Consider the following 23162-nt stretch of genomic DNA (forward strand, 5'->3'; position numbering starts at 1 on the left):
AGTGCTCCGGGCAGCCGGCATCCGGCTGTGGCGGCGGCCGCCCCGCAGGGGGTGGCGGGAGTACGCGCCCACGGGTTCTCCCGGGCCGCCGGTTCCGCCGCCGGATCTCTCACCGGTTCGGGCAGCGCTCCGGTGCGATGTCGGCGGCGGTGACGCCCTCCAGGATGCGGCGGGCGTCGGCGCGCAGCGCGATCCACAGCGGCGGCAGCGGCCCGGCGGATCATGGCCTCGGCCCGCACCGGGTCGTCGTCCCGCCGTACGGCGGGCTCCGGTACCGCAGGTTCGTCCGCCGTACGGCGTAGTCCGCCCGTGCGGAGATCCTCATGGCCCACGTCGTCGGCCCCACGGGCGGACCGGGAGCCCGCCCCCACGGCCCTCAGCCCAGGCGGATCACGTTCCAGGACAGCGGTTCGAGGACGGACTTCAGGACGCCGCCCTCGATCGAGGTGCCCTCGCCCGCGTGCGGAACGACCCGCTCGGGCTCGGCGAGCGTGTTGCGGGCGTCGGGGTCGGCGTCGGCCAGCACGCTGTGCTCCACCACCCTGGTCAGGCCCAGCCCGTTGAGCGCCGCCTCCAGCGGAAGCCCCTCCGTACGGCTCCGGTTGACGGCGAACACGGTCACCGACCCGTCCTCCGCCCGCACCGCGGTCGCGTGCAGCAGATCCGCCTCGCCGTACTTCCTCGTCTCGTACGTCGGCGAGTCCACCCGTACGTCGAGGACCCGGCCGCGGCCGTACTTGGCGGCCTGGGAGAAGGGGAAGAAGGTCGTCTGCCGCCAGGCGGGCCCGCCGGGCTCGGTCATGATCGGGGCGATGACGTTGACCAGCTGGGCGAGGCAGGCGACGGTGACGCGGTCGGCGTGCCGGAGCAGCGCGATGAGGAGGGAGCCGAAGACGACGGCGTCCATGACGCTGTAGTTGTCCTCCAGGAGGCGGGGGGCTTCCGCCCAGTCCCGCGCGCCGGAGTTCTCGATCTCGTGCCACTTCGAGATGTACCAGACGTTCCACTCGTCGAAGGAGAGGTTGATCTTCTTCTTCGACTTGAGCTTCGCGCCCACGTGGTCGGCGGTGGCGATCACGTTCTCGATGAAGGACTCCATGTCGACGGCGGAGGCCAGGAAGGAGTCGACGTCGCCGTCCTCGGGCTGGTAGTAGGCGTGCAGGGAGACGTAGTCGACGAGGTCGTACGTCTCCTCCAGGACCGTCGCCTCCCAGGCGGCGAACGTCGGCATGGACTGGCTGGAGGAGCCGCAGGCGACGAGTTCGACGCCCGGGTCGATCTGGCGCATCGCGCGGGCGGTCTCGGCGGCGACCCGGCCGTACTCGGCGGCGGTCTTGTGACCGGTCTGCCAGGGGCCGTCCATCTCGTTGCCGAGGCACCAGAGCCGGATGCCGAACGGGTCCTTGTCGCCGTGGGCGGCACGGAGGTCCGACAGGGCGGTGCCGGCCGGGTGGTTGGCGTACTCCTGCAGTTCGAGGGCCTCGGCGACGCCGCGGGTGCCGAGATTGAGGGCCATCATGGGCTCGGCCTGCGGGCCGATCTTCTTCAGGAAGGCGATGTACTCGGAGAGGCCGAAGCGGTTGGTCTCCGTGGAGCGCCAGGCGAGGTCGAGGCGGCGGGGGCGGTCCTCGACGGGGCCGACGGAGTCCTCCCACTTGTAGCCGGAGACGAAGTTGCCGCCGGGATAGCGGATCGTGGTGACACCCAGCTCGCGGACCAGGCCCAGGACGTCGGTGCGCAGGCCCGCCTCGTCGGCCGCCGGGTGGCCCGGCTCGAAGATCCCGGTGTAGACGCAGCGGCCGAGGTGCTCGACGAAGGAGCCGAAGAGTCGGGGACTGACCTCGCCGACCTGGAAGGCGGGGTCGAGGGTGAAGCGGGCTGTGCGGGCCATGGACATCCTTCGCGTTCGACATTACGGATGCTGCTCGTTCAGTCGAACGGGACGCTATGGTCGACGGTGGGGAGAGTCAATGGGGTGGGGCCCGGCCGGGGCCGACCCGCGCACCCGAGCCGCCGCCCGCCGCAACGATCGTTGGCCCGTTTTCAACGATCGTTGGATTTCCGTGGTGTCGACGCCGCCGGGCACGTAGGGTCTGGCCGTGCCCGACCTCCCCCAGCCCCTCCCCCCACCCCTCCCCCGGACCCTCGCCCGCATCGACGCCCTGGCCGCCCGGACCGGGGCTGATCGGGGGCAACTCCTCGACGTACCCACCCTGTCGGAGCGCACCGCTCTCGGCGAGGACGTGGTGCGGACACTGCTCGACGGAGGTGAACCGCCGGGCGACCGGATCGACGACCGGGTGCGCGGGCGGGTGCGGGCGCTGCACACCGCGTATCTCGCGCGCAGCGGGAAACGCACCGTCGACGTGTGCAAGGAGGTGGCGGAGCGGCTGTCGATCAGCCCGGAGTGGGCCCGGCAGCTGCTGCTCGGCAAGAAGATGCCGAACGTGCCCGACCTCACCGAACTCGCCGCGTTCTTCGGGGTCGAGGAGGGCGTCCGGTTCTTCACCGACCCGGCCGCCGCCGTCCTGGACCGGGAACTGGGCCGCGTGCTCCTGGACCTGGAGAGGGACGGGGACGACGGCCCGCTCGTGGAGTTCGCCACCCGGCACGGAGTCGTCACCCTCGCGCTGCGCGGCGGGCGGATGAACCTGACCCGCCGTAAGCAGGAGGCCCTCGCGGTGATGCTCGACGGGTTGCTCGGCGTCGACGAGGAGGAGCCCGGGAGATGAGCCGTCGCGAAACGGGCGGCGCACGGCCGCGCAGGTCCCTCGGGGCCGCCGCCACGGTGACCGGTGTCCTCGACCGGGTGCGGGCCTCGTTGCGGCCCGCCCGGTCCGCCGCCGAGAGGCGCAAGCTGACCGCCGGGCTCGCCAAGGCGGTCCGGGCCCGGCTCGACGGCCCGGTCGGCGTACGGGAGTTGGGGGCGGCGTTGTGCGCGGAGATGAGCGCGCGGCGCGGCGGGCGGCCGGTGGAGCTGCGGTTCGAACGGTTCCCGGACGAGATCGAGGTGACGGGGCTGTGGATGGAGTTCCCCGGCTTCGACCTGGTGATCGTCGAGGAGCGCGCCGCTCCCGTGCAGCAACTGGTGATCCTGGGGCATGAGTTGTGGCATCTGCACGCCGGGCACAGCCATCACCGGGTGCCGGGCGCCGACGCCGCCGCGTTCGGGCTGGCCGGCGGGCCGGGCTGGCCCGGTTCCGCCCTCACGGTCGCCGCCCGCAACGGCTCCCACGCCTCGGCCGAACAGGACGCCGAGGACTTCGGGCACCGGCTCGCCACCGCCTTCCGCGCCTGGGTGGACGCCGGGCAGGGCGGCACCGCCGGTCCGGCCGGCGGCACACCGGCCGACCGGGGGGACTCGGTGCGGCAGGCCATCCAGGCATCCCTCGGCTACCGCGGGCCGCGCGGATGAGGGGGACCGCCGTGTCCGCGACGACGACCGGTGCCATGAACCCCGCCGACTTCTTCGGGGGGCTCTACATCTCGTTCTGGATCCCCACGGCCGTCCTGACGGCCGCGCTGGTGATCAAGCTGCCCAGCATCGTGAAGCTGTGGAAGGACCCGCTGCTGCGGGCGGTCGGCGGTCTGCTGCTGCTCGCGTGCAGTGTGTTCCTGTTCGCGGTGCCGTCGGTCATCGCCTGGACCAACCAGGTCGCCGGCGTGCCGAACATCGCCGCGCCCTGGGTGTACTCCCTGATCACCGCGTACTGCGCGGCCTGTCTGCTGCTGATCGTCGCCTGGCGCAACGGCCCGGCCGACCGCTCGCCGACGACCCGCCGCGCCATGCGCTGGGTCGTCACCGTGTACGCGGCGGTGATCGTCGTCCTGTGGGTGCTGTTCGCGCTGGCGGACGTCCCCCGGGAACGGTTGCGCGACCTGGACACCTACTACGCCACCACGCCCTTCATGCGCGAGGAGATCCTCCTCTATCTGGCGGCCCACACCGCGGCCTGCCTGATCACCTGTCACCTGATCCGCAGCTGGGTCCGCACCGACGGCCTGGACCTGTGGCTGCGCGGCGGTCTGAAGGCCCTCGGGATCGGCTACGCGCTCAACCTGGTGTACGACGCCTCGAAGCTCACGGCGCTGGTCGCCCGCTGGACGGGGCACGACCTGGACTGGCTGAGCACCCATGTGGCGCCGCCGGTGGTGGCCGTGGCGGCGATCTTCATCGCGGTCGGCTTCATCCTGCCGCACGGCGGCCAGTATCTGCACGAGCGCTGGCGCGTGCGGGTCATCCACTGGCGGCTGCGGCCCCTGTACCTGCTCACACGGAAGGTCAACGACTCCGGTGTGCCCTTCACCCTGCGTGCCACGGCGGAGCTGCGACTCACCCGCCGTGAGACCTTCATCCGCGACGCCCTGCTCCAGCTCGCCCGCCACGTCGACGACGACCTGCACCGCCGCGCCCACGCCGCGGCCCTCGCCCTCGGTCACGGCCCCGGTCGGGCACGGGCACTGGCCGGCGCGGTGACGATCCAGGACGCGCTCGCCGCACGGAAGGCCTCGCCCGACACGGGGCCACCGGCCGTCCCCCTGACGTCGGGCCCGCTGATCTTCCCCGACCTCACGACCGCTCCGGGACAGACGCCCTACCCCGAGTTCACCGTCTCCTCCGACCTCAGCGACCTCCTCCAGGACATCGACGCGGTCTCCCGGGTGCTGCGCCGCCCAACGGAGATCGAGGAGGTCCGCGCCCTCGCGACCGGCCCGGCGGACCCGGCGGCCTCCGCCGCGGAGAAGAGCGTGTCCGCGCACGAGTGACGGCCCGTCGGCCCACCGGGTACGGGTGGGCCGACGGGCCGTCGGCGGATCTGCGGTGCCCGGTGGCTCAGCCCGCGAAGGCGGGCTGAGCCAGGCCCTTGCCCGCGCCCGGCACCACCAGCAGCGAACCCGACAGCGGGTGCGGGTTCTCGGTGCCGACACGGGCCGTGGTGATGTACAGGTCGGTCAGGTCGGCGCCGCCGAAGGCGCAGGCCGTGGGTCGGGGCGTGGGCAGTTCGACGACCCGGTCCAGTTCGCCGGACGGGGTGTAGCGGCGGACGGCGCCGCCCTCCCACAGGGCGACCCAGACACAGCCCTCGGCGTCGACGGTGAGGCCGTCGGGGAAGCCGCCGCCCTCCTCGACGGTGACGAACGGCCGCCGGTCGACGGGGAGCCGGACGCCGTCGGTCTCCGCGTAGTCGAAGACGTCGATGCGCCGGGTCGGCGAGTCGATGTAGTACATCAGCTGTCCGTCCGGGCTCCAGCCGGTGCCGTTGCTGACGGCGATGTCGTCGAGGACGGTGTGCGTGAGGCCGTCGGTGGTGAACCGGGCGAGGGTGCCGCCGCCCGGCGCCTCGTCGTAGCGCATGGTGCCGGCGAAGAGGGAGCCGTCGGGGGCGACGGCGGCGTCGTTGGCACGGCGGCCGGGGACCGGCTCGTGGTGCAGCCAGCGGAAGCCGCCGTCGGCGTCGCGCAGCCCGACACCGTCCCGCAGGTTCAGGACGAGGCCGCCGCCCGCGCGGGGCTTGGCCGCGCCGACGTGCTGCTCGGTGACGAGGATCGTGCGGCGGCCGGAGACCGGATCGTAGGTGTAGACCCGGGAGCGGAGGATGTCGATCCAGATCAGCCGCTGGGCCTCGGTGTCCCAGGTGGGGCCCTCGCCGAGGGTCGCGTACTCGCGTACGGCGACGTCGTATGCGCTCATGCCACGCTCCGGTGTCCGAGGCGCTCGGAGAGCTCCGCGGCGCCCTTGACGGCGAGCTGCTCCAGCTCGCCGCGGCGGTCCTCGCTCCACCGGATCATGGGGACCGAGATGGAGAGCGCGGCGACGACCTTGCCGGTGCGGTCGCGGACCGGGGCGGCCACGCAGGAGACGTCGGGGTTGGACTCCCGGTTCTCCACGGCGAGACCCCGCTCACGGATCCGGGCCAGGGCCTCGCGCAGCGCGGCCGGGTCGGTGATGCTGTTGGGCGTCATGGCGACCAGGTCGGCGTCCTCCGGGATCCGGGCGTTCAGCTCGGCCTCGGGAAGGGAGGCGAGGAGCATCTTGCCGACGGAGGTGCAGTGCGCCGGGAGGCGGCGGCCGGCGGCGGAGACCATCCGGACCGCGTGCGTGGAGTCGACCTTGGCGATGTAGATGACGTCCGTGTACTCCAGGATCGCCACGTGCACCGTCTCGTCGCAGGTCTCGGCGACGGAGCGCGCGACCTGCTGGCCCTCGGCGGCCAGGTCCAGCTGCTCGGCGTACCGGCTGCCGAGCTGGTACGGACGGACACCGAGGCGGTAGCGTCCCGGCTGGCCCTGGACGGGCACGATGTACCCTCGGGCGGCGAGCGTGGTGACCAGCTCGTGCACGGTGGTGCGCGGCAGCTGGAGCTTGCGCACGATGTCGGGGGCGGACAGTGTGCCGTCCCCGTCCAGGAAGAGCTCCAATATGTCGAGCGCCCGGGTCACGGCAGGTACTAGGCGTCCCACGGTCGGCCCCCTCCCTTGTCTCTTCGTTCTCTGTAGCGGCTGTGTTCGAAATTTCAACAGTCGATCGGCATGACGAACACAGGCTAATCAACGGTGTGCGGGCGGGCAATGGCCGAGAACACCCCGCGTTTCCCGGCATGTGGGTGAGGACACCCCCTTTCCACACGAAGGGGACGGGGGCGGACCCTGAGGGAAGCCGGCGGAGCGGCCCGGTTCCTGCTCGGCGGCCTGGTCGGCCTGGCGCTCGGAGCGGGGGCTCGTCGGCGGGGCCTGGCTGATCACGGGGACGACGGTGACACGGCGCCGGGGGCCGCGGGGGACCCTCCCCGCGGCCGTATGTGCCGTACACGGACCCGGCAGCGCTCGGTCTGGAGAAGCCGACCGGCGAGAGGGTCACCTTCGGGAAGATGGATTGTGTCCTCCACCACCAGCCGACCAACGCCCGGACCGAACCGGAGCCCGACAGTGTGTCCCCCGTGTCCTGTCAGCGCAGCGACGAGCGGCTGACGGTGCTGGTCACCTGTCGCTCCGCCCGGGACTCGGAGAAAGGTCGAGGGCCGCTGTCGATCCGGCGCCGTCCCGTTCGACGCCATGGTGAGGGGCGCTCCGCCCCACGATGACGCGACAGGGCCTGACGAGGAAACCAGTGGATCAGCTGCTGAGAGTGATGAACTTCAACGTCTCAAGGGACGGAATCGGTGCCGGTGAGGACCAGAGTTTCGAGCGGCCGTTCGGCCACGACCGTCCCGAGAGGCTGTTCGCCTGGGCCGGAGCCACGGCGAGCTGGCCCATGCGCACGGATCCCGGGGGGAGCCGGGGCCTCGACGACTGCTTCACGCGGGACTTCGCACGCAACATCGGTGCCGAGATCATGGGCCGCAACAAGTTCGGGCCCCAGCGCGGGCCCTGGCAGAACCATGAGTGGCGCGGCTGGTGGGGGGAGGAGCCCCCGTTCCACACGCCGGTGTTCGTCATGACGCACCACGAGCGTCCGTCGTTCACGCTCTCCGACACCACGTTCCACTTCGTCGACGGCGAACCGGCCACGGTCCTCGAACAGGCGCGGGAAGCGGCGCGGGGCAAGGACGTCCGGCTCGGGGGCGGGGTCACCACGATCCGGCAGTTCCTCGATGCCGGCCTCGTCGACACCCTGCACGTGGCGGTCTCACCGGTGGAGCTCGGGTCCGGACTACGCCTGTGGGAGTCCCCCGACGAACTGCTGGACCGGTTCCACCTGGAGGTCGTGCCCAGCCCGAGCGGCGTGACGCACCACCTGTTCTGGCGAAGGTGACCCGAGGGCCCACCGGAGTTCCGGCCGCGGTGGCGAGAAGGCGTCCGCCCCACCGGGCGCCCTTCTCGCCGCGGACGCGGGCGCGTTCCTCACGCTGGGCGGCGAGGCTGCGCTTCTGCCGCCGCGCGGGTCGTCACCGTCTGCCGCGCGGGTCGCCCAGCTCCCCCCGGAGCCGCTGCGCCCTGAGGACCAGCTCCAGCTCGAAGCGGCGGTCGGGGTCGTCTATCTCGTCGCCCCACAGTTCCCGGATCTGGCGGAGGCGGTACCGGACGGTCTGCGGGTGGACGCCGAGCCGCGTGGCGATCTCGGGGGCGCCGCCCCGCGTCTCCAGCCAGGCGAGGAGTGTCTCGGCGAGGCGGCGCCCGTGCGTGGGACCGCAGTGGGCGAGAGGTGCAAGGCAACGTAAGGCCAGGTCGTCGATGAGCTCCTCCGGCTGGAGGAGGACCAGGGCCTCGGTGTGCTCGGTGCAGTGCAGCACCTCCCCGGCCGGCAGCAGCCGGCGCTCCATCAGGCGTACCGCGGCCTCCGCCCAGCGCAGCGACTTCGCCGCCTCCGCGAGCGGCACCGGCGGCCCGATCGCGCCGGACCACCCGGCGAGGGCCCGGTGGAGGAGTTCGGGGCGCCCGGCGGCGTCCGGTTCGGGCACGACCATACGGGGCTGCTCGTACTCCATGTCGAGCAGGACGCCCTGGCCGACGGCCGGGGCCATGGCCTCGCGGGCGGGCCGGAGCAGCACACCGACGGCGACCTTCGCGGGCAGGGGCCAGCCGATCCGGGCGGCGCGTTCGGTGAGCGCGTCCGCCGGGTCGCCCCGGTGGTGCTCGACGAGGAGGAGTTCCATGAGGCGCCGCTGGAGCCGGAGCCGTTCCCCGGCCTGCCGGGCCGCCGCCTCGGCGTAGCCGCGCACCGACTGGTCCACCAGGCCGTCCAGATACTCGTATCCGGCGTCCACCAGCTCGTACATGGCGGGCGGCGGGATCTCCACGCGCTGGCCGATCTCCGCGAAGCGGCGCCAGGCGAGGCGTACGCCGAGACGGTAGATCGCCTGGAGGGAGTCCAGGCTGCGGCCGTGCAGGCCCTCGCCCCGGCCGAACTCCTGGAAGACGCCGGGAGGCACCCGCGGGCGGCCCTCCGCGGTCTCCAGGTGCTGGACGAAGACCTCGATGGCACGGCGGATGCCGATGAGGGCCATCGGCTCGCCGGAGTCATCGAGGACGACCGGCAGATGGGGGTACTCGCGGCGGATCTCGCCCAGGATCTCCTCGGCGAGGGCAGGCGCCTCCGCCATGGCGATCGCGGCGAACTCGCGCACCTGGTCACGCGGCACGTCGTGCCAGGCGGAGCGGACTGAGACGGTTCCCGGACGCCCGGTCACCCCTCAGCGCTCCTGACCGGCGTTCTCGTATGTGATGAGCGGGGTGTTCGGCTGGTCCGGGGTCGCCTCCAGCAGCGCGACGACGCCGCGCGCGGCGCCCACGGCGAGCGCGGCGGCGGCCACCATGGTGAGCGCGGCGGCCAGGGCGCGTCGCGAGGCCGGCGGGGCTTTCGGGCCACGCCCTTGCAGTCTGGACATCGCAGGGTCAGCCTCTCGGTCGAAAGGTCGGCCCCACCCAGGGCACCCCCGCCTCGGGACCTCCTGACGGTCCCGGCACCTCGTCCTCGACGGGGCCGGCTGACGGCCCCTCAGCCGGTCGTCCGTCGCGGACGCCGGCTCCGGCCCAGTGTCAGCAATGCATTGACACTGCGTCAAGACTCCGCCTACGGTTCCCGGCCCATACGTCACGCGCACCTTTCCCCCCTTGGCGTCGCCCCTTCCGCACGCCTGCCCGAGTCGCACCTTCCAACGCCCCTGGAGTGCCCGGATGCGCCGTACAGCCTCACCCCTCTCCCTCGTCCTGCTGGGCCTCGGCACCTTCCTGCTGGTCCTCGCACCCCTGCTGGCCTGGTACGTACAGCCACGGGCCGCGGTGAACCCGATCGACATCGACACGACCGCCGTCTACACCGGCACGGGCAGCGTCTTCGACGTGGAGCAGGTGCGGACCGTGCCGGACCAGAAGATCACCGTGACCCAGCGGGTACGCGGCGATGTGGCCGAAAGCGAGCGCAGCGGAGCGGCCGTGTGGGACGTGATCACCAGCGTCGACACGGACACGTCGCTGCCGGCCGCCGACCCGCACGACGCGCTGGACTTCACCCCTCACCGGTGGGTCAGCGACCGGAAGACCAACCGGCCGGTGCACTGCTGCGGGGAGAAGCCGTACATCGAGGGCGAGGCGTACCTGAAGTTCCCCTTCGACGTGCGGGAACGCTCCTACCGCTGGTGGGACAACTCGCTCGGCAGGACGGTCACGCTCCACTACGAGGGCCGCAAGAAGATCCAGGGCTACGAGGGGATGCGGTTCACGGCGAAGGTGCCGGCCACCAGGACCGGCACGCGGCTGGTCCCCGGCGCCCTCGTCGACGAGCCGGGCCGGCCGCAGGTGCCGGCCGAGGAGTGGTACGCCAACCACGGCCTCGAACTCGTCGTCGACCAGGCCACGGGACGCGTGCTCTACGCGCAGACCGGGCCGCGCCGGACCCTGCGGGCGCCGGGCGGCACCGAGGACGCGGCCGTGCTGCTCGACAGCCGGAAGCTGGCGTTCACCGCGAAGACTCAGAAGTTCGCGGTCGACCAGGCGGAGCGGGACAGCGAACTGCTGCGGCTGGTGGGGCGGACGCTGCCGATCGGTGCCGTTGTGGTGGGGTTCGTCCTCGCCGTGACCGGTGCCGTTTTGGCGGTGCGCGGCAGGCAGCGCCCCGAAAGGTCCGAGTCGCCCCAGGAGCCGATCACGATATGACAGGGCGTCAGTTCAACAAACCCCGGAAATTGTCACGTCGGTGAGTAGCAGCTTCGAAACTCTCGGCGAAAACTATCCACCCCACCTGAGCACAGCCCACCCACACCTCGCTCACGACCTCGCTCCCGCACAGCCAGGAGAACCGACCCAGCCCGCCCCACCGGACCCACACCCACCGGCCCCATGGCGACCGGACCGTCCCCCCACACACACCACCGGAACGACCCTCACAGCGATCCTCCTTCTCCCCCGCTGAGTTCCGCACCCCGAGACGAGTTGGAGCACCCATGCCCCAGCACGTGCCGTTCTCGCTGGTCGACGCGTTTCCGCGCGGCGTCCGGCACGCCCCGGCGGGCGCCCCACCGCCACGCCGGATCGTTTTCCTCGCCCGCCGTGACCTCGGCAATCCGGCGGCGGGGGGCTCCGAGCTCCTCGTCCACCGGCTCGCCGAGGGCCTGACGAGACTCGGCCACCAGGTCACCCTGCTCTGCGGGGGCCCGGCGGCCCTGCGCGACTACCGGGTCGTGTCGGCGGGCGGCGACCTGAGCCATCACTTCCGGGCCCGAAGCACCCTCGCCCGTCAGGTCGGCGACTGCGATCTGCTCGTCGAGGTGTGCAACGGCATGCCGTATCTGACGCCGCTGTGGCACCGCGGGCCGACACTGTGCCTGGTCAACCATGTGCACACCGATCTGTGGCAGATGCGGTTCGGCGGGGCGCTGGCGCCCGCGGCCCGGCTCGGCAGAAGCCTCGAACACTGGGCGCTGACGGGCGCGCAGCGCGGCAACCTCGTGGTCGCCGTCTCCTCCTCCACGGCGACGGCGCTCCGCGAGATCGGTGTGGAGCGTGAACGGATCCGCGTCGTCCACAACGGGGTCGAGGAACCGGGGCCGCGTGCCGAACGGTCACCCGAGCCGCTGTTCGTCGCCGTCGGACGGCTGGTCGAGTACAAGCGGATCGATCTGCTGCTGAGGCTGTGGGAACGGGTCAGGCCGGTCACCGGCGGGCGGTTGGTCATCGTCGGCGACGGGCCCGAGCGGCAGCAGCTGGAGGCGATGGCCGGGCCCGGGGTCGAGTTCGCCGGGCATGTCTCCGAGGCCGAGAAGCACCGACTGCTGTGCGCGGCCTGGCTGCTGCTGCATCCGTCCGCCGTGGAGGGGTGGGGGCTCGTCGTCACCGAGGCCGCGGTGCGTCGGACACCGTCGGTCGCCTTCGATGTGCCGGGGCTGCGGGACTCCGTCGTGGACGGGGAGACCGGGGTGCTGGCCCGGGGCGAGTCGTCGTTCGCGGCGGCCTGGTGCGCGCTCGCGCTGTCCGCCGACCGGCGGGAGCTGATGGGGAAGGCGGCGCGGGAGCGGGCGGCGCACTACCGGTGGGGCCATACGGTTCGGCAGTTCCGGGCGGTGGCCGCGGAGGCGGTGCGGGGTGGGGGCTCTTGAACGCGCGACGGGGTGCCCTGAAGGATCCGTCCCTGCGGCGGTCCCTCACCCTCTTCCGGGCCTTCATGCGGGAGCAGGACGATCCCGAGTACTGCTATGCGCTGCTCGCCCGGGACGCCGTCGACCAGGTCGCGGCCTACGGCGGGGCCCTGGAGGGCCGGACCGTCGTCGATGTCGGCGGGGGCAGCGGGTACTTCACCGAGGAGTTCCGGCGGCGGGGGGCGCACGCGTATCTCTTCGAGCCGGATCTCGCCGAGCTGGGGGCGAAGCCGCCCGACGGGGCCGTGGTCGCCGACGGGTATCTGCTGCCGCTGGCCGACGGGGTCGCGGACGTCACGTTCTCCTCCAACGTGCTGGAGCACGTGGCCGATCCCCCGACGTTCCTCAGTGAGCTGGTGCGGGTGACCCGGCCCGACGGGCTGATCTATGTGTCGTTCACGAACTGGCTGTCCCCGTGGGGCGGGCACGAGTGGGCGCCCTGGCACTACCTGGGGGCGGAGCGGGCGCGGGCCCGTTATCGGCGCCGTACCGGGAAGGACGCCAAGCACACGCTCGGCGAGAACCTCTTCGCCGTGCACATCGGACGCACTCTGCGGCAGGTGCGCGAACGGGACGACGTGACGGTCGTGTCGGCGCGCTCCCGCTACTGGCCGTTTCTCGCGGAGACCGTCGTGAAGGCGCCGGGGCTGCGCGAGTTCGCCACCTGGAACCTCCTTCTCATCCTCCGGCGGTGTCCACCATGACGAGCACGGTCCAGGCTCCTCCTCCCGCGCCGGTACGGCCGCCGGGCCCGACCGCGCGCCCCCCCGAGGGGCATCGGTCGCGCCGCTGGCTCCTGGGGTTCTGGGCCGTGGTGTTCGTGTTGCTGGTCGCCGCGCGGCCGGGGCGGCAGACCTTCGACACCAAGCTCGGGGTGACCACCGACCCCTGGCAGTTCGTCTCCGACCTCGGGCAGTTGTGGCACGACCGGGGCGGGTTCGGCGGGATCCAGGACCAGTACGTCGGCTATCTGTGGCCGATGCTGCCCTACTACGGGGTCAGCGATCTCGTCGGGCTGCCCGTGTGGCTCGCGGAGCGGCTGTGGATGTCACTGATCGTGTCGGTGGCCTTCTGGGGCGCGCTGCGGCTGGCGGAACGGCTGCAGATCGGGAACCCGGCGATGGGGGTCCCCCCGGTCGAGCGAAGCCGAGACTGGGGGAGGCTGGTGGCGGCGGCCGCGTACGGACTGTGGCCGGTGTTCACCACCGTCGTAGGGTCGACGTCGGCGGCCGCGCTGCCGGGTGCCTTCCTGCCGTGGGTGCTGCTGCCGCTGACGAACGAGCGGTACGGCGCGCGGGTGGCCGCGCTGCGGTCGGCGCTGTTCATCCCGTTCATGGGCGGGGTCAACGCCGCCTCGACGCTGGCCTCCCTGCTGCCCGTGGGCCTGTATCTGCTCAGCCGGCCGCCGGGGCCACGGCGTCGCGGACTGGTCATCTGGTGGGTGCCGGGGGTGATCCTGGCGACCCTGTGGTGGGTGGTCCCGCTGCTGCTGCTCGGCTTCTACGGGGAGAACTTCCTTCCGTACGTCGAGACTTCGCAGACCACGACGGCCACCATGTCCGCCACCGAGGCGCTCAGGGGCGCCGGGAACTGGGTGGGCTATCTGCACTTCGGTGAGGCCTGGCTGCCGGCCGGCTGGTCCGTGGCCGCGTCGGTGCTGGTGATCCTGTCGTCCTCGCTCGCGGCGGGGCTGGGCCTGGCCGGGCTGGCCCGACGGGACATGCCCGAGCGGCGGTGGCTGGTGCTGACCGTGCTGACGGTCGCGCTCGTCACGCTCGCCGGGTACGCGGGGTCGTTCGGGGCGCCCTTCCACGGGGTGGTCCAGGACCTGCTGAACGGGGCCCTCGTGCCCTTCAGGAACATCTACAAGTTCCAGACGGGCCTGGCGCTCGCGCTGGCCCTCGGGCTGGCGCATCTCGTGGGTGTGGCCGCGCGGGACCGGGGGGCGCGGCGGGTGCGGGGACGCGGGTTCGCGCCGCTGATCGCGGCCGTGGTCGTGCTGCCCGGCCTGCTGTGGCCGTACCTCAACGGGTCGGTGCTGCAGCCCGGTTCGTTCCAGGAGTTGCCGAAGTACTGGCAGGCCACGGCAGACTGGCTGGAGAAGTACTCCCCGGACTCCCGGGCCCTGGTCGTGCCCGCCACCGCGCACGGCATCCACACCTGGGGCTCCACCATCGACCAACCGCTGGACGTGCTCGCCGAGTCCCGCTGGGCGCAGCGCGACTACGTCCCCTTCGGCACGCCCGGCAACCGGCGGGCGATGGACGCCGTCGAGCAGGCGCTGCTGAGCGGCGCCGAGGTGCCGGGGCTCGCCGACTTCCTGAGCCGGGCGGGCCTGTACTACGTCGTCGTCCGCAACGACCTGGACCCCGACCAGATCGGCGCCGTGCCCACCACGACCGTGAAGCGGACCCTGGAGCAGTCCGGGTACCAGCGGGTGAAGGGGCTCGGGCCGGTGATGACCGGCGGGGTGATCGCCGAGAACACCCCGTTGCAGGTGGAGGGGCTGTACGCGCGGCAGCGGGCCGTGGAGATCTACCGGCCGGCCGAGGACGTGCCGCGTCCCGGGCAGGCCGGGCTGAAGGCGATCGCGGACACCGCCGTCGTGTCCGGCGGGCCGGAGTCGCTGCTGCCGCTGGCCGCCGACCCGTCACTGCGGGACCGCGCCACCGTGCTGACCGGCGACAACCACCCCGGTCTCGGCACCCCGGCCGTGCAGGTGACCGGTGACGGGCTGCGGCTCGCGGACACCCGTTTCGGCCTGGTCAACGCCAACACGTCGTACACGTACACGGCGGACGAGCGGAACCCGAGCGGCAGCGTGCAGGACGCGGGCGCGAAACCGAGGCAGATCCTGCCCATGAAGGGGCTCGCCCATCAAACCGTGGCGGAGCTGCGCGGCGCGAAATCCGTCACCGCGTCGACGTCCGGCAACTGGCTGTTCCACCTCCCGCAGTTCGACCCGGTGAACGCCTTCGACGGCGACCCGGCGACGGCCTGGGCGGAGGGGACGGCCGGGTCGGCGAACGGGCAGTGGCTGCGGATCGACTTCGACGGTTCGCAGGACATCCCGTCGACGTTCGAGGTCACCCCGCTGCCCCAGGACGGGGTACGGTCGGCACCCACCCGGATCAAGGTGGAGACCGAGCGGGGGTCGCGGTCCACCAACCTCCAGGCCGACGGCTCCACGCAGACGGTCGGCGCCCGCGCGGGCGAGACCGACTGGCTGAGGATCACCATCCTGGACTCGGCGGAACGGCACGCCGGGCTGGTCGGCGCGGGCTTCTCCGAGATCGAGATCCCCGGGGTCCGGGTGACCCGGACCCTGCGGCTGCCGACGGACGCCCAGGGCCCGGACAGCACGGGCGCCGCCGCCGAGACGGTCTCGCTGCGGCGGGCCGCCGACCCCACCGGCCTGTCCCCCACGGGCACCGAGCCGGGCCTGCACCGCGTCTTCGGCACCACCGCGGCGGGGACGTACGAGGTGAGGGCGAGCGCCGTGCCCGTGCCGGGCAAGGAGCTGGACAAGCTGCTGTACGAGGTCGCCCCGGAGCAGGAGAACCGCATCACGGTGACCGCCGACTCCACCGCCTCCCTCGGGGCCGGACTGTCGCCGCGCAACCTGACCGACGGGGACCTGACCACGGCGTGGATCGCGGGCGACGACCCGACGATCCATCTGAGCTGGAAGGGCAAGCAGCCCATCGGCTCGCTCGTACTCGCCCCGGCGGGCGGACTGTCGACCCGGGCGACCAAGGTCGCGATCAGCTCGCCGGACGGCGCGGCCGTCGCCGGCGTCGACGAGAACGGCTGGGTCCGCTTCGAGCCGATCACCACCGACCGCCTCGACATCACCATCACCGAGACCGCCCGGCTCACCGTCCACAACCCGGTCGCCGGCGACGACCTGCGCCTCCCGGTCGGCCTGATCGAGGCGTACGTCCCGGCGCTCGCCCCGTACCGCACCCCACAGCCCGCCCCGACCCGCGACTTCGACCTCCCGTGCGGCGAGGGCCCGGTCGTCGAGGTCGACGGGACACGGTACGAGACCAGCGCGAAGGGGACCGTACGGGACCTCACCGAGCGCCGCCCGGTCGAGCTGACGCTCTGCCAGAAGGACCGCCCCGACGCGGCGTTGGAGCTGGGCGCCGAGGAGCGGCACACCGTCGACTCCGAGGACTCGGGCGCCCTCGCCGTCACCGAGGTCACGCTCACCCGCGGCACGGTCACCGCACCCGCGGCCACCGGACGTGAGCTGCGCGTACGGGACTGGCTGGGCGACCGACGCGAGGTGTCCGTCGGCGACGGCGCGGCCTCGTACCTCACCACCTTCGAGAACTACAACGACGGCTGGAAGGCCACCCTGAACGGCCGCGAACTCACGCCTGTACGGCTCGACGGCTGGCAGCAGGGCTGGCGGGTCCCCGGCGGCGCGGGCGGCGTAGTCAAGCTGTCGTACGAGCCGTCCGTGACGTACGAGGCCGGGCTGATCGGCTCCGGGGTGGGCCTCGCCGCCCTCGTCGGGCTGACGCTGTGGCGGCGCCGGGAGCCCAACGCGGACGCGCCGCAGCCGGCACCGCCAGGTCCCGGTCCGTGGCTCGGCACGGTCGCCCTCACTCTCGTCGGCATCGTGATCGCGGGCTTCCTCGCCCTGCTGGTCCCGCTGCTGGCGCTCCTCGCCCGCGCACGGCACGCCCTGCTGGTGCCGATCGCGTTCCTCGCACTCGCCGGGGCGGGCATCGCGGCGGCGGCCGGAGCGGGCGAACCGGTGGCGGCGGACCAGGGGGCCTTCGGGCCGGTGGCCCAGCTCCTCGCACTGATCGGTCTGTTCGCGGCGCTGGTGAGCGCGGGGTCCGGGGCGGAGCCGCCCCCGGACCGGCCCGGCTCGACGCGGGAGTTCCAGGTCCCGCCGGGTGCCGAGGAGCCGACGGAGCCGCTGCCGCGGCGAATTCGGACCATCGGGCCCGCCGCGAGCCAGACGATCTCCGCCCGCGGCCCCGGCGCGCCCTACCAGGAACCGGACACGCCGACCCGCCGGATCCCGCTCACCAAGCCGAAGCCGGGGGCCGCCGCACCGGCCGACGGCATGGGCGGTGGGGGCCGTGTGGACGACAACGACGGCGTCACCGGGAAGGGCGACCCGACATGACCGCACTGGACCATCCGGCCCGTGACGACGCCGCGCGCGGCCCCGTCCGCATCCCGTTCCCGGTCGTCGACGAGATCTCCCGCCACTGCCTCCAGGAGGAGGAACCCGAGACCGTCCACATCGAGGTCCACCTCCCGGGCTCCCTCGAACCCGGCCGCCTCCGCGAGGCGTTCACCGAGGCCCTCCACCGCCATCCCCGCGTCCTCATGCGCGAGGCCCCCGCGCACTGGTACAGCCGCCGCTACGAGTGGGAGCTGACCGACGAGCCGGAGGTGGAGGTGGTGAGGTTCTCTCCGCCGGGGCCGCACGCCCTGCCAGACGCCCGCACGAGGTCCCTGACCGAGGCCCCACCGCTGTCCCTGTCCCCACCGATCCGCCTGGAGGTGGTGGCGGACGCCGGCCCGGTGGTGGGTGGCGAGGCGTCGGACGGGGTCGGCGTGACAGCCACCCCACGGGCAGCCACGAGCAGCCCTGGCCCCGCGCACCCGGAGGGCAACGGCACCGTCCTCCTCCTCACCATCAACCACACCGCCCTGGACGGCCCCGCCTGCCTCCGCATCCTCGCCACCGCGGCGGAGCTGTACGGCGGCGCGGACAACTCCCCCGCCGCACCCCCCGTCCGCGCCACGACCCCCGACCTGCCCCTGGCCGGCGCCGAGACCCCGTCCACCTGGGCCCCGCCGGCCAGGGTCGCCCCCGGCACCCCCGAAGCCTCCCCGGGCAACGGTCTGCTCGTCACCGAGCTCCCCGTGCCCCGCCGCCCCAGATCCGCGCCGTACACCGTGAACGACCAGCTCATGGTCACCACGGCCCTGATGCTCGCCCACTGGAACCGGGAACACGGCGCCCGTCCCCGCCCCCTGCGCATCACCATGCCCGTGGACGACCGGCCCCGGGACGCGGGCATGCCCATCGGCAACGGCACCCGTCTGGTGGACGTCGCCTTCCTCCCGGAGGAGTTGGACCAGAGCCGCACCCCCACGCCCGTCCTCCTCCGGCGCACGGCCGACCGCACCCGCGCCCTGAAGGCGCTCAGCAGACCCCAACTGGGCCACGGCGCCTCGCTGCTGACCTCCCCGGTCGTCCCCGTCTCCTGGCGCGCGGCCCTCACCCGGGGCCTGCGCCGGGCGGTCGCCCCCTGGACGTCGACCACGCTGCTCAGCAACATCGGCCGCATCCCGTACCCGCTGGACTTCGGGGAGCAGGCCGGCCGCGCCCACGCCGTGTGGTTCTCCGCGCCCGCCCGTATGCCCCGCGGCCTCACGGTCACGACCGCCTCCACGGCCGGCCGTCTCCACCTGGCCCTGCGGTGGTCCCGTGCCCTGCTCAGCCATGGCGACGGCGCCCACCTCCGCGACCTCTTCGAGCACTATCTGCACGCGACGGCAGAGGACACCCGGTGATGTCCACGCAGACACCCAGGACGAACACCACGACCGGCACGACGGACACCGCGAACACGACCAACACCACCGACACCACCCCCGGCCTGCGCGACTTCTACGAGGACCCGGCCGTTCCCGTCGCCTCGGGCACGCCCCGCAGTCTCCGTCAGGCCCGCATGCTGGCCCAGGCGCTCGGCCCGGCCGCCACCCACGGCGCCCGGACGGTCCTCGACATCGGCTGCGGCGACGGCACGGCCGCCGCCACGGCCGCGCCCCTCCTCCCCGGCCACCGCCTGATCGGCGTCGACTGGTCCCAGGACGCCCTGCGCCGCGCCCGCGCCCGTCTGGTGCACGCCGTCCGCGGCGAACTCACCGACGGCGGACTGCCGTTCCGGTCCGGGTCCGCCGACGCCGTGCTGTTCAGCGAGGTGATCGAGCACCTCGTCGACCCGGACGCGGCGCTCGACGAGATCCGCCGCGTCCTGCGCCCCGGCGGTCATCTGATGCTCTCCACCCCGAACCTCGCCGCCTGGTACAACCGGGCCCTGCTGCTCGCGGGCGTTCAGCCGGTGTTCTCGGAGGTAAGTCTGCGCGGCATCCACGGGCGCCCGGGCACAGAGGTCGTCGGCCATCTGCGGCTCTACACCGCCCGCGCGCTACGGGAGTTCGTGGCCGCGTCGGGCTTCGAGGTGGTACGGCTGCGGGGCGCGCCCTTCCACGGCGTGCCGCGTCCGATGCGCCCGCTGGACCGGCTGGCGTGCGCGGCCCCGTCGGCCGCCTCGATCCTGCTTCTGCACGCGCGCAGGCCGCCGGCCCGGGGCGCGTGAGCATGTGGTGGGGGGTGGCCGCGGCCCTGCTGGCGAACGCGCTGTACAGCACCGGGTTCGTGCTGGAGAAACGGGCGCTCGGCGCACTGCCCGAGGTGTCGGTGCGGCAACCGCTGAAGCTGCTGCGGCTGGTCCTCGGCAGTCCCCTGTGGATCGGGGGATCCCTGTCACTGGCCGCCGGGTTCGCGGCGCAGCTCGCCGTGTACCGGACGCTGCCGATCGCCGCCGCCCAGGGCATCTTCGTCTCCGGGCTGGTGCTGCTGGTCCTGCTGTCTGCGCGGCTGCTCGGCGAGGAGACGACGGGCCGGGAACGGTACGCGCTGGGCGCCATCCTGGCCGCGCTGCTGATGGTCGTGCTGTCGCTGGACGAGGGCTCCGACACGGTCAGCCGCGAGGCGCCGTACGCGTTGGTCCTCACCATCTGTCTGCCGTCGCTGGCGCTGGGCGTGTGGCTGTACCGGTCGGCGGAGCGGCGCGCCCGGCACCGTCACCGGCTGCCGACCACGGGCGTCGAGTACGGGGTGGCCGTGGGGCTGCTGTACGGCGTCAGCTCCCTCGCGATCAAGGGCGTGTCGAGCTGTCTCACCGCCGGCGGGATCGGGGACGCGGTGGTCGGTGTGCTGCGCTCCCCCTACCCGTACCTGCTGCTGTTCACCGGCGCGTTCGGCCTGGTCATGTCGCAGGCGGCGCTGCAGCGCTGCCGGGCCTCACTGATCGTGCCGGTGTGTACGACGGTGACCTGCCTGTTCACGGCCGTGCTCGGCACGCTGTCGTTCGGCGAGTCGCTGCCCGACGATCCGGCCCGGCTGGCGCTGCGGCTGTCCGGCACGGTCCTGGCGGTCGGCGTCCTGCTGAGCATGCCCAAGCACGACGCGCCACCGTCGGCGCCCCGACCCCCCGCCCCGGCCAAGGAGTTGACACCCCCATGACCCCCGACGACCCGTTGCTGCAGATCCTGGCGTGCCCGCTCGACAAGGGCCCGCTGCATCTGGTGGTTCCCGAGGAGGGCCCGGACAAGGCCCCGGGGGCGCCGGAGTCGCTGTACAACCCGCGGCTGCACCGCCGGTACCCGATCGTCGACGGCATCCCGCAGCTGCTGCCCTCCTCGGGCGAGCAGGTCTCGGAGGACGAACACGAGGAACTGCTCAGGAGGATGCGCTCATGACCACGCTCGCCGCCCGGCTCGCTCCGCTCCTGCCCGACCGGGCGGTCGCCGCGACCGCCCGGTTCGTCTACCCCCGGTTCGAGCCCGAGCTGACCCGGCTCGACGAGCTGTGCCCGCCCGGCTGCGGTACGGCCGTGGACGTCGGCGGCTGGTACGGCCCGTGGACGCACCGGCTCGCGCGACATGCCGCGCGGGTGGTGACCGTCGAGCCGGTGCCCCGGCTGGCCCGGCTGCTCGTCGCGGGTGCCCCCGGCAATGTCCGTGTCGTCCAGGCCGCCGCCTCCGACCGGCCGGGCACCGCCCGGCTGTGGCTGCCGCCGGGCGACGACGGCGGACGGGGTGTGTCGTCCCTGGTCCGCCGGGACATCCACGCTCGCGCCCTCGACGTCCCGTGCGTCACTCTCGACGGCCTCGGCCTGACCGGGGTCGGCTTCGTCAAGATCGACGTGGACGGCAACGAACTGGCGGTGCTGCGCGGCGCCTCGGGGATCCTCGCCCGTGACCGCCCCGCCCTCTTCATCGAGCTGGAGTCCCGTATCCAGCCGATCGCCCCGGTCGTCGACCTCCTCACCGGCCTCGGCTACACCGGCTGGGTGCTGCCCGCCGGGACCTGGCACCGGCTGATCCCGGCCGTGCTGGAGGCCCACCAGGCGCGGACGTCGTATGTGGCGTCGCACGGGCTGCTGCGCCGCGTCCTGCCGTTCGGGGGGCCGCGCTACGTCAACTCGGTGCTGTTCCTCCCGGACGGGCGCCGCCCGGGTGAGCGGGGTGTGCGGGAGCATGGCTCCCATGCCCTCCGCGAAGCGCCCCGGTAGGCCCTCGGGGCCGTTCACCCCGCTCGACTTCCAGCTCGTCCTGCTGCGGCGCATGGCCGACCACAATCCCGGGCTCGTCGAGGAGGCCCGACGGGAGCTGGGGGTGTCCATCGCCGAGATGCGGGAGGCGAACAGGCAGTGGCAGGCGATGGTCCGCTCGCCCCGCGCGCGGGGCGCCGCCGCGCGCTACCGGTCCGTGCTGGGGGCGCCGGAATCCGTGGTTCCGCGCCGCGTCGGCGACCTGGACTGCGAGGCCCGGCTGTGGCCGGTGCCGCTCTGGGCGGACCTGCGGTTCGAGGTGCTGGTCGGGCCCGACGGGGCGGTGTGGAACGAGTGGCTCGTCCGGGCGCCGGGAGCCCCCGGCCCCGGACCGGTCACGCTGGAGGACCTCACCCCGTGGTCGTGCACGGTCGACGAGGTGGCCCGCGCGTTCGCCCCCGTCCGGCCGCTGGAGGGGTCGGCGCCGACGCGGTGGGGGCTGGCGTTCGTCGCGCCGGACGCGCGGGGGGCGCGGCGGGAGGTCGTCGCCGAGTTCACGTGGGGGTTGCTGCAGCGGGTCGGTGCCCACTGACCCGGGTGGCCCGTGCAGCGGTGGCGGCCGCCGCTGGTACGTGGCCGGTCGGATGGTTCCCCACGCGCCGGAGGGCGGCAGCGGGACCGGTTTGCGGACGTGACCGTTCATCCTTGTCCACCATTCGCTCCCCCGTCGAGCCAAGTCGGCCAGTCGCGATCATCCCGTCAACGGCGGCCCGCGAGGGCTTAGCCTCCGCGCAGAGTCCCGTACCGCCAGGGAGGCGCCCCCATGTCGTCCGAACGTTCCACGGAGCGTCGCATCGTGTCCGTCGACGGGCTGCGGCTGGGGGATCACGCGTGCATGGTGACGGGGGACGTGACCGGGGAGTCTCCGTGGAAGGTGTTCACCGCGTACACGCGGACGAGTCTGGCGCGCCGGGAGAAGGTGCTGCTGGTGATGGACCCGGACGACCTGACGGACGACGAGGTGGTCACGCTCCTGGACGGGGGCAGCGGTCAGGTGGTGGCGGCCCGGGACAGCGGGCAGCTGGCGCTGCGGCGGAACACGGAGATCTACGCCCCCGACGGCCGCTTCGAGGAGGAGCGCACGATCGACGCGTACCGCGCCGAGGTCGAGCAGTCCTTGGCGGAGGGCTGGTCGGGGGTGCGGGTCACCGCCGACATGGGCTGGGCGCCCCGCGTACGTCTCGACCAGGAGAGACTGCTGGACTACGAGGCGTCGGTGGCGCCGCTGTTCGCGGACCCGTTGTTCACCGCGATCTGCTGGTACGACCGGCGGCGGTTCGGTGACGACATGACGGCCCGGGTCACGGAGGTGCACCCGCTGCGGGTCGTGGAGCGGCTCGACCCGTCGGCGGTCACCGGGGCCCCGGAGGGCGGCCGGATCGCCGGCACCGCGGAGCTGAGCACCCGCGCGGAGTTCGTGGAGGCACTGCGCGAGGCGCTGGACCGAAGGGACGGCTCCGGGCCCAGCCACTTCGTCCTCGATCTGCGGGACCTGTGCTTCATGGAGGCGCACTGCGCCTGGCAGCTGATCAGTCTCGCCGCGTCCCTGCCGCCCGGCAGCGATGTGACCGTGCGCTGCGGGGAGCTGCTCGCGCTGGTGCTGGAGCAGCTGGGCGCCGCGGGGGTGCCCCAGCTGGTGGTCAGGGTGGAGGGCGAGGAGGAGGCGGCCGGGTGAGCCGGCGGGGGCCTGGGGGCTGTCACGAATCGTCCC

At 73.2% G+C, this 23162-nt stretch carries 20 protein-coding genes; 15 read left to right on the forward strand and 5 right to left on the reverse strand.

What is annotated here, in order from left to right; genetic code table 11:
- Window positions 1-376: 376 nt before the first annotated feature.
- Window positions 377-1891: an arabinosylfuranosidase ArfA gene (arfA, locus tag ACZ43N_RS30615; RefSeq protein ID WP_468102202.1), complete on the reverse strand. Its 1515-nt coding sequence runs from the start codon at window positions 1889-1891 to the stop codon at window positions 377-379.
- A gap of 208 nt (window positions 1892-2099) precedes the next feature.
- Between arfA and ACZ43N_RS30620 the strand changes: the two genes are divergently transcribed.
- Genes ACZ43N_RS30620 through ACZ43N_RS30630 form a run of 3 tightly spaced genes read left to right on the forward strand, consistent with a single transcriptional unit; the run spans window position 2100 to window position 4767 of the window.
- Window positions 2100-2732: a transcriptional regulator gene (locus ACZ43N_RS30620; RefSeq protein WP_468102203.1), complete on the forward strand. Its 633-nt coding sequence runs from the start codon at window positions 2100-2102 to the stop codon at window positions 2730-2732.
- Window positions 2729-3415: a toxin-antitoxin system, toxin component gene (locus ACZ43N_RS30625; protein WP_468102205.1), complete on the forward strand. Its 687-nt coding sequence runs from the start codon at window positions 2729-2731 to the stop codon at window positions 3413-3415. The genes ACZ43N_RS30620 and ACZ43N_RS30625 overlap by 4 nt, the downstream gene beginning before the upstream one ends.
- Window positions 3412-4767 carry an MAB_1171c family putative transporter gene (locus tag ACZ43N_RS30630; RefSeq protein ID WP_468102206.1) on the forward strand — a complete coding sequence of 452 codons (1356 nt, stop codon included), beginning with the start codon at window positions 3412-3414 and terminating at the stop codon, window positions 4765-4767. The genes ACZ43N_RS30625 and ACZ43N_RS30630 overlap by 4 nt, the downstream gene beginning before the upstream one ends.
- Window positions 4768-4834: 67 nt before the next feature.
- Here the strand turns inward: ACZ43N_RS30630 and ACZ43N_RS30635 are convergent, their stop codons facing one another.
- Window positions 4835-5692, reverse strand: coding sequence for an SMP-30/gluconolactonase/LRE family protein (locus ACZ43N_RS30635; RefSeq protein ID WP_468102207.1), 858 nt, complete (start codon window positions 5690-5692; stop codon window positions 4835-4837).
- Window positions 5689-6462, reverse strand: a complete 774-nt coding sequence (locus ACZ43N_RS30640; protein ID WP_468102209.1) for an IclR family transcriptional regulator — start codon at window positions 6460-6462, stop codon at window positions 5689-5691. The genes ACZ43N_RS30635 and ACZ43N_RS30640 overlap by 4 nt, the downstream gene beginning before the upstream one ends.
- A gap of 646 nt (window positions 6463-7108) precedes the next feature.
- On the opposite strand from ACZ43N_RS30640, the gene ACZ43N_RS30645 reads away from it, so the two are divergent.
- The gene (locus ACZ43N_RS30645) at window positions 7109-7753 is read left to right on the forward strand and encodes a dihydrofolate reductase family protein (RefSeq protein ID WP_468102211.1); all 645 of its coding nucleotides are present in this window, start codon (window positions 7109-7111) and stop codon (window positions 7751-7753) included.
- A gap of 133 nt (window positions 7754-7886) precedes the next feature.
- On the opposite strand, the gene ACZ43N_RS30650 is transcribed toward ACZ43N_RS30645, so the two are convergent.
- Both ACZ43N_RS30650 and ACZ43N_RS30655 read right to left on the reverse strand, forming a co-directional pair.
- The gene (locus tag ACZ43N_RS30650) at window positions 7887-9128 is read right to left on the reverse strand and encodes a PucR-like N-terminal domain-containing protein (protein WP_468102212.1); all 1242 of its coding nucleotides are present in this window, start codon (window positions 9126-9128) and stop codon (window positions 7887-7889) included.
- A 3-nt stretch (window positions 9129-9131) separates the two neighbouring features.
- Window positions 9132-9326, reverse strand: a complete 195-nt coding sequence (locus ACZ43N_RS30655; protein ID WP_468102299.1) for a hypothetical protein — start codon at window positions 9324-9326, stop codon at window positions 9132-9134.
- 289 nt (window positions 9327-9615) lie between these two features.
- On the opposite strand from ACZ43N_RS30655, the gene pgfA reads away from it, so the two are divergent.
- The 11 genes from pgfA (at window position 9616) to ACZ43N_RS30710 (ending at window position 23126) form a co-directional block, all read left to right on the forward strand.
- The gene (gene pgfA, locus ACZ43N_RS30660; RefSeq protein ID WP_468102213.1) at window positions 9616-10593 is read left to right on the forward strand and encodes a cell envelope lipid trafficking protein PgfA; all 978 of its coding nucleotides are present in this window, start codon (window positions 9616-9618) and stop codon (window positions 10591-10593) included.
- A gap of 287 nt (window positions 10594-10880) precedes the next feature.
- The gene (locus ACZ43N_RS30665) at window positions 10881-12032 is read left to right on the forward strand and encodes a glycosyltransferase family 4 protein (RefSeq protein ID WP_468102214.1); all 1152 of its coding nucleotides are present in this window, start codon (window positions 10881-10883) and stop codon (window positions 12030-12032) included.
- Window positions 12033-12097: 65 nt separating this feature from the next.
- On the forward strand, window positions 12098-12775 hold the full coding sequence (locus ACZ43N_RS30670) for a class I SAM-dependent methyltransferase (RefSeq protein ID WP_468102289.1): 678 nt from the start codon (window positions 12098-12100) through the stop codon (window positions 12773-12775).
- Entirely contained in the window at window positions 12772-17220 is a 4449-nt protein-coding gene (locus tag ACZ43N_RS30675; protein ID WP_468102290.1) for an alpha-(1->3)-arabinofuranosyltransferase domain-containing protein, read from the forward strand. The genes ACZ43N_RS30670 and ACZ43N_RS30675 overlap by 4 nt, the downstream gene beginning before the upstream one ends.
- Entirely contained in the window at window positions 17217-18623 is a 1407-nt protein-coding gene (locus ACZ43N_RS30680; protein WP_468102215.1) for a condensation protein, read from the forward strand. The genes ACZ43N_RS30675 and ACZ43N_RS30680 overlap by 4 nt, the downstream gene beginning before the upstream one ends.
- Entirely contained in the window at window positions 18623-19432 is an 810-nt protein-coding gene (locus tag ACZ43N_RS30685) for a class I SAM-dependent methyltransferase (protein ID WP_468102217.1), read from the forward strand. The genes ACZ43N_RS30680 and ACZ43N_RS30685 overlap by 1 nt, the downstream gene beginning before the upstream one ends.
- 2 nt (window positions 19433-19434) lie before the next feature.
- Entirely contained in the window at window positions 19435-20361 is a 927-nt protein-coding gene (locus ACZ43N_RS30690; RefSeq protein ID WP_468102291.1) for a hypothetical protein, read from the forward strand.
- Complete coding sequence (locus ACZ43N_RS30695; protein WP_468102219.1) at window positions 20358-20597, forward strand: Trm112 family protein; 240 nt, start codon at window positions 20358-20360, stop codon at window positions 20595-20597. Before ACZ43N_RS30690 ends, ACZ43N_RS30695 begins: the two co-directional genes overlap by 4 nt.
- Window positions 20594-21412, forward strand: a complete 819-nt coding sequence (locus tag ACZ43N_RS30700) for an FkbM family methyltransferase (RefSeq protein WP_468102221.1) — start codon at window positions 20594-20596, stop codon at window positions 21410-21412. The genes ACZ43N_RS30695 and ACZ43N_RS30700 overlap by 4 nt, the downstream gene beginning before the upstream one ends.
- The gene (locus ACZ43N_RS30705; RefSeq protein WP_468102222.1) at window positions 21387-21983 is read left to right on the forward strand and encodes a hypothetical protein; all 597 of its coding nucleotides are present in this window, start codon (window positions 21387-21389) and stop codon (window positions 21981-21983) included. Before ACZ43N_RS30700 ends, ACZ43N_RS30705 begins: the two co-directional genes overlap by 26 nt.
- Before the next feature lie 231 nt (window positions 21984-22214).
- A complete protein-coding gene (locus ACZ43N_RS30710) occupies window positions 22215-23126 on the forward strand; it encodes an MEDS domain-containing protein (RefSeq protein WP_468102223.1) in 912 nt (303 codons plus the stop codon).
- Window positions 23127-23162 lie beyond the last annotated feature (36 nt).

The sequence above is a fragment of the Streptomyces sp. NPDC030814 genome (genome assembly GCF_055572155.1).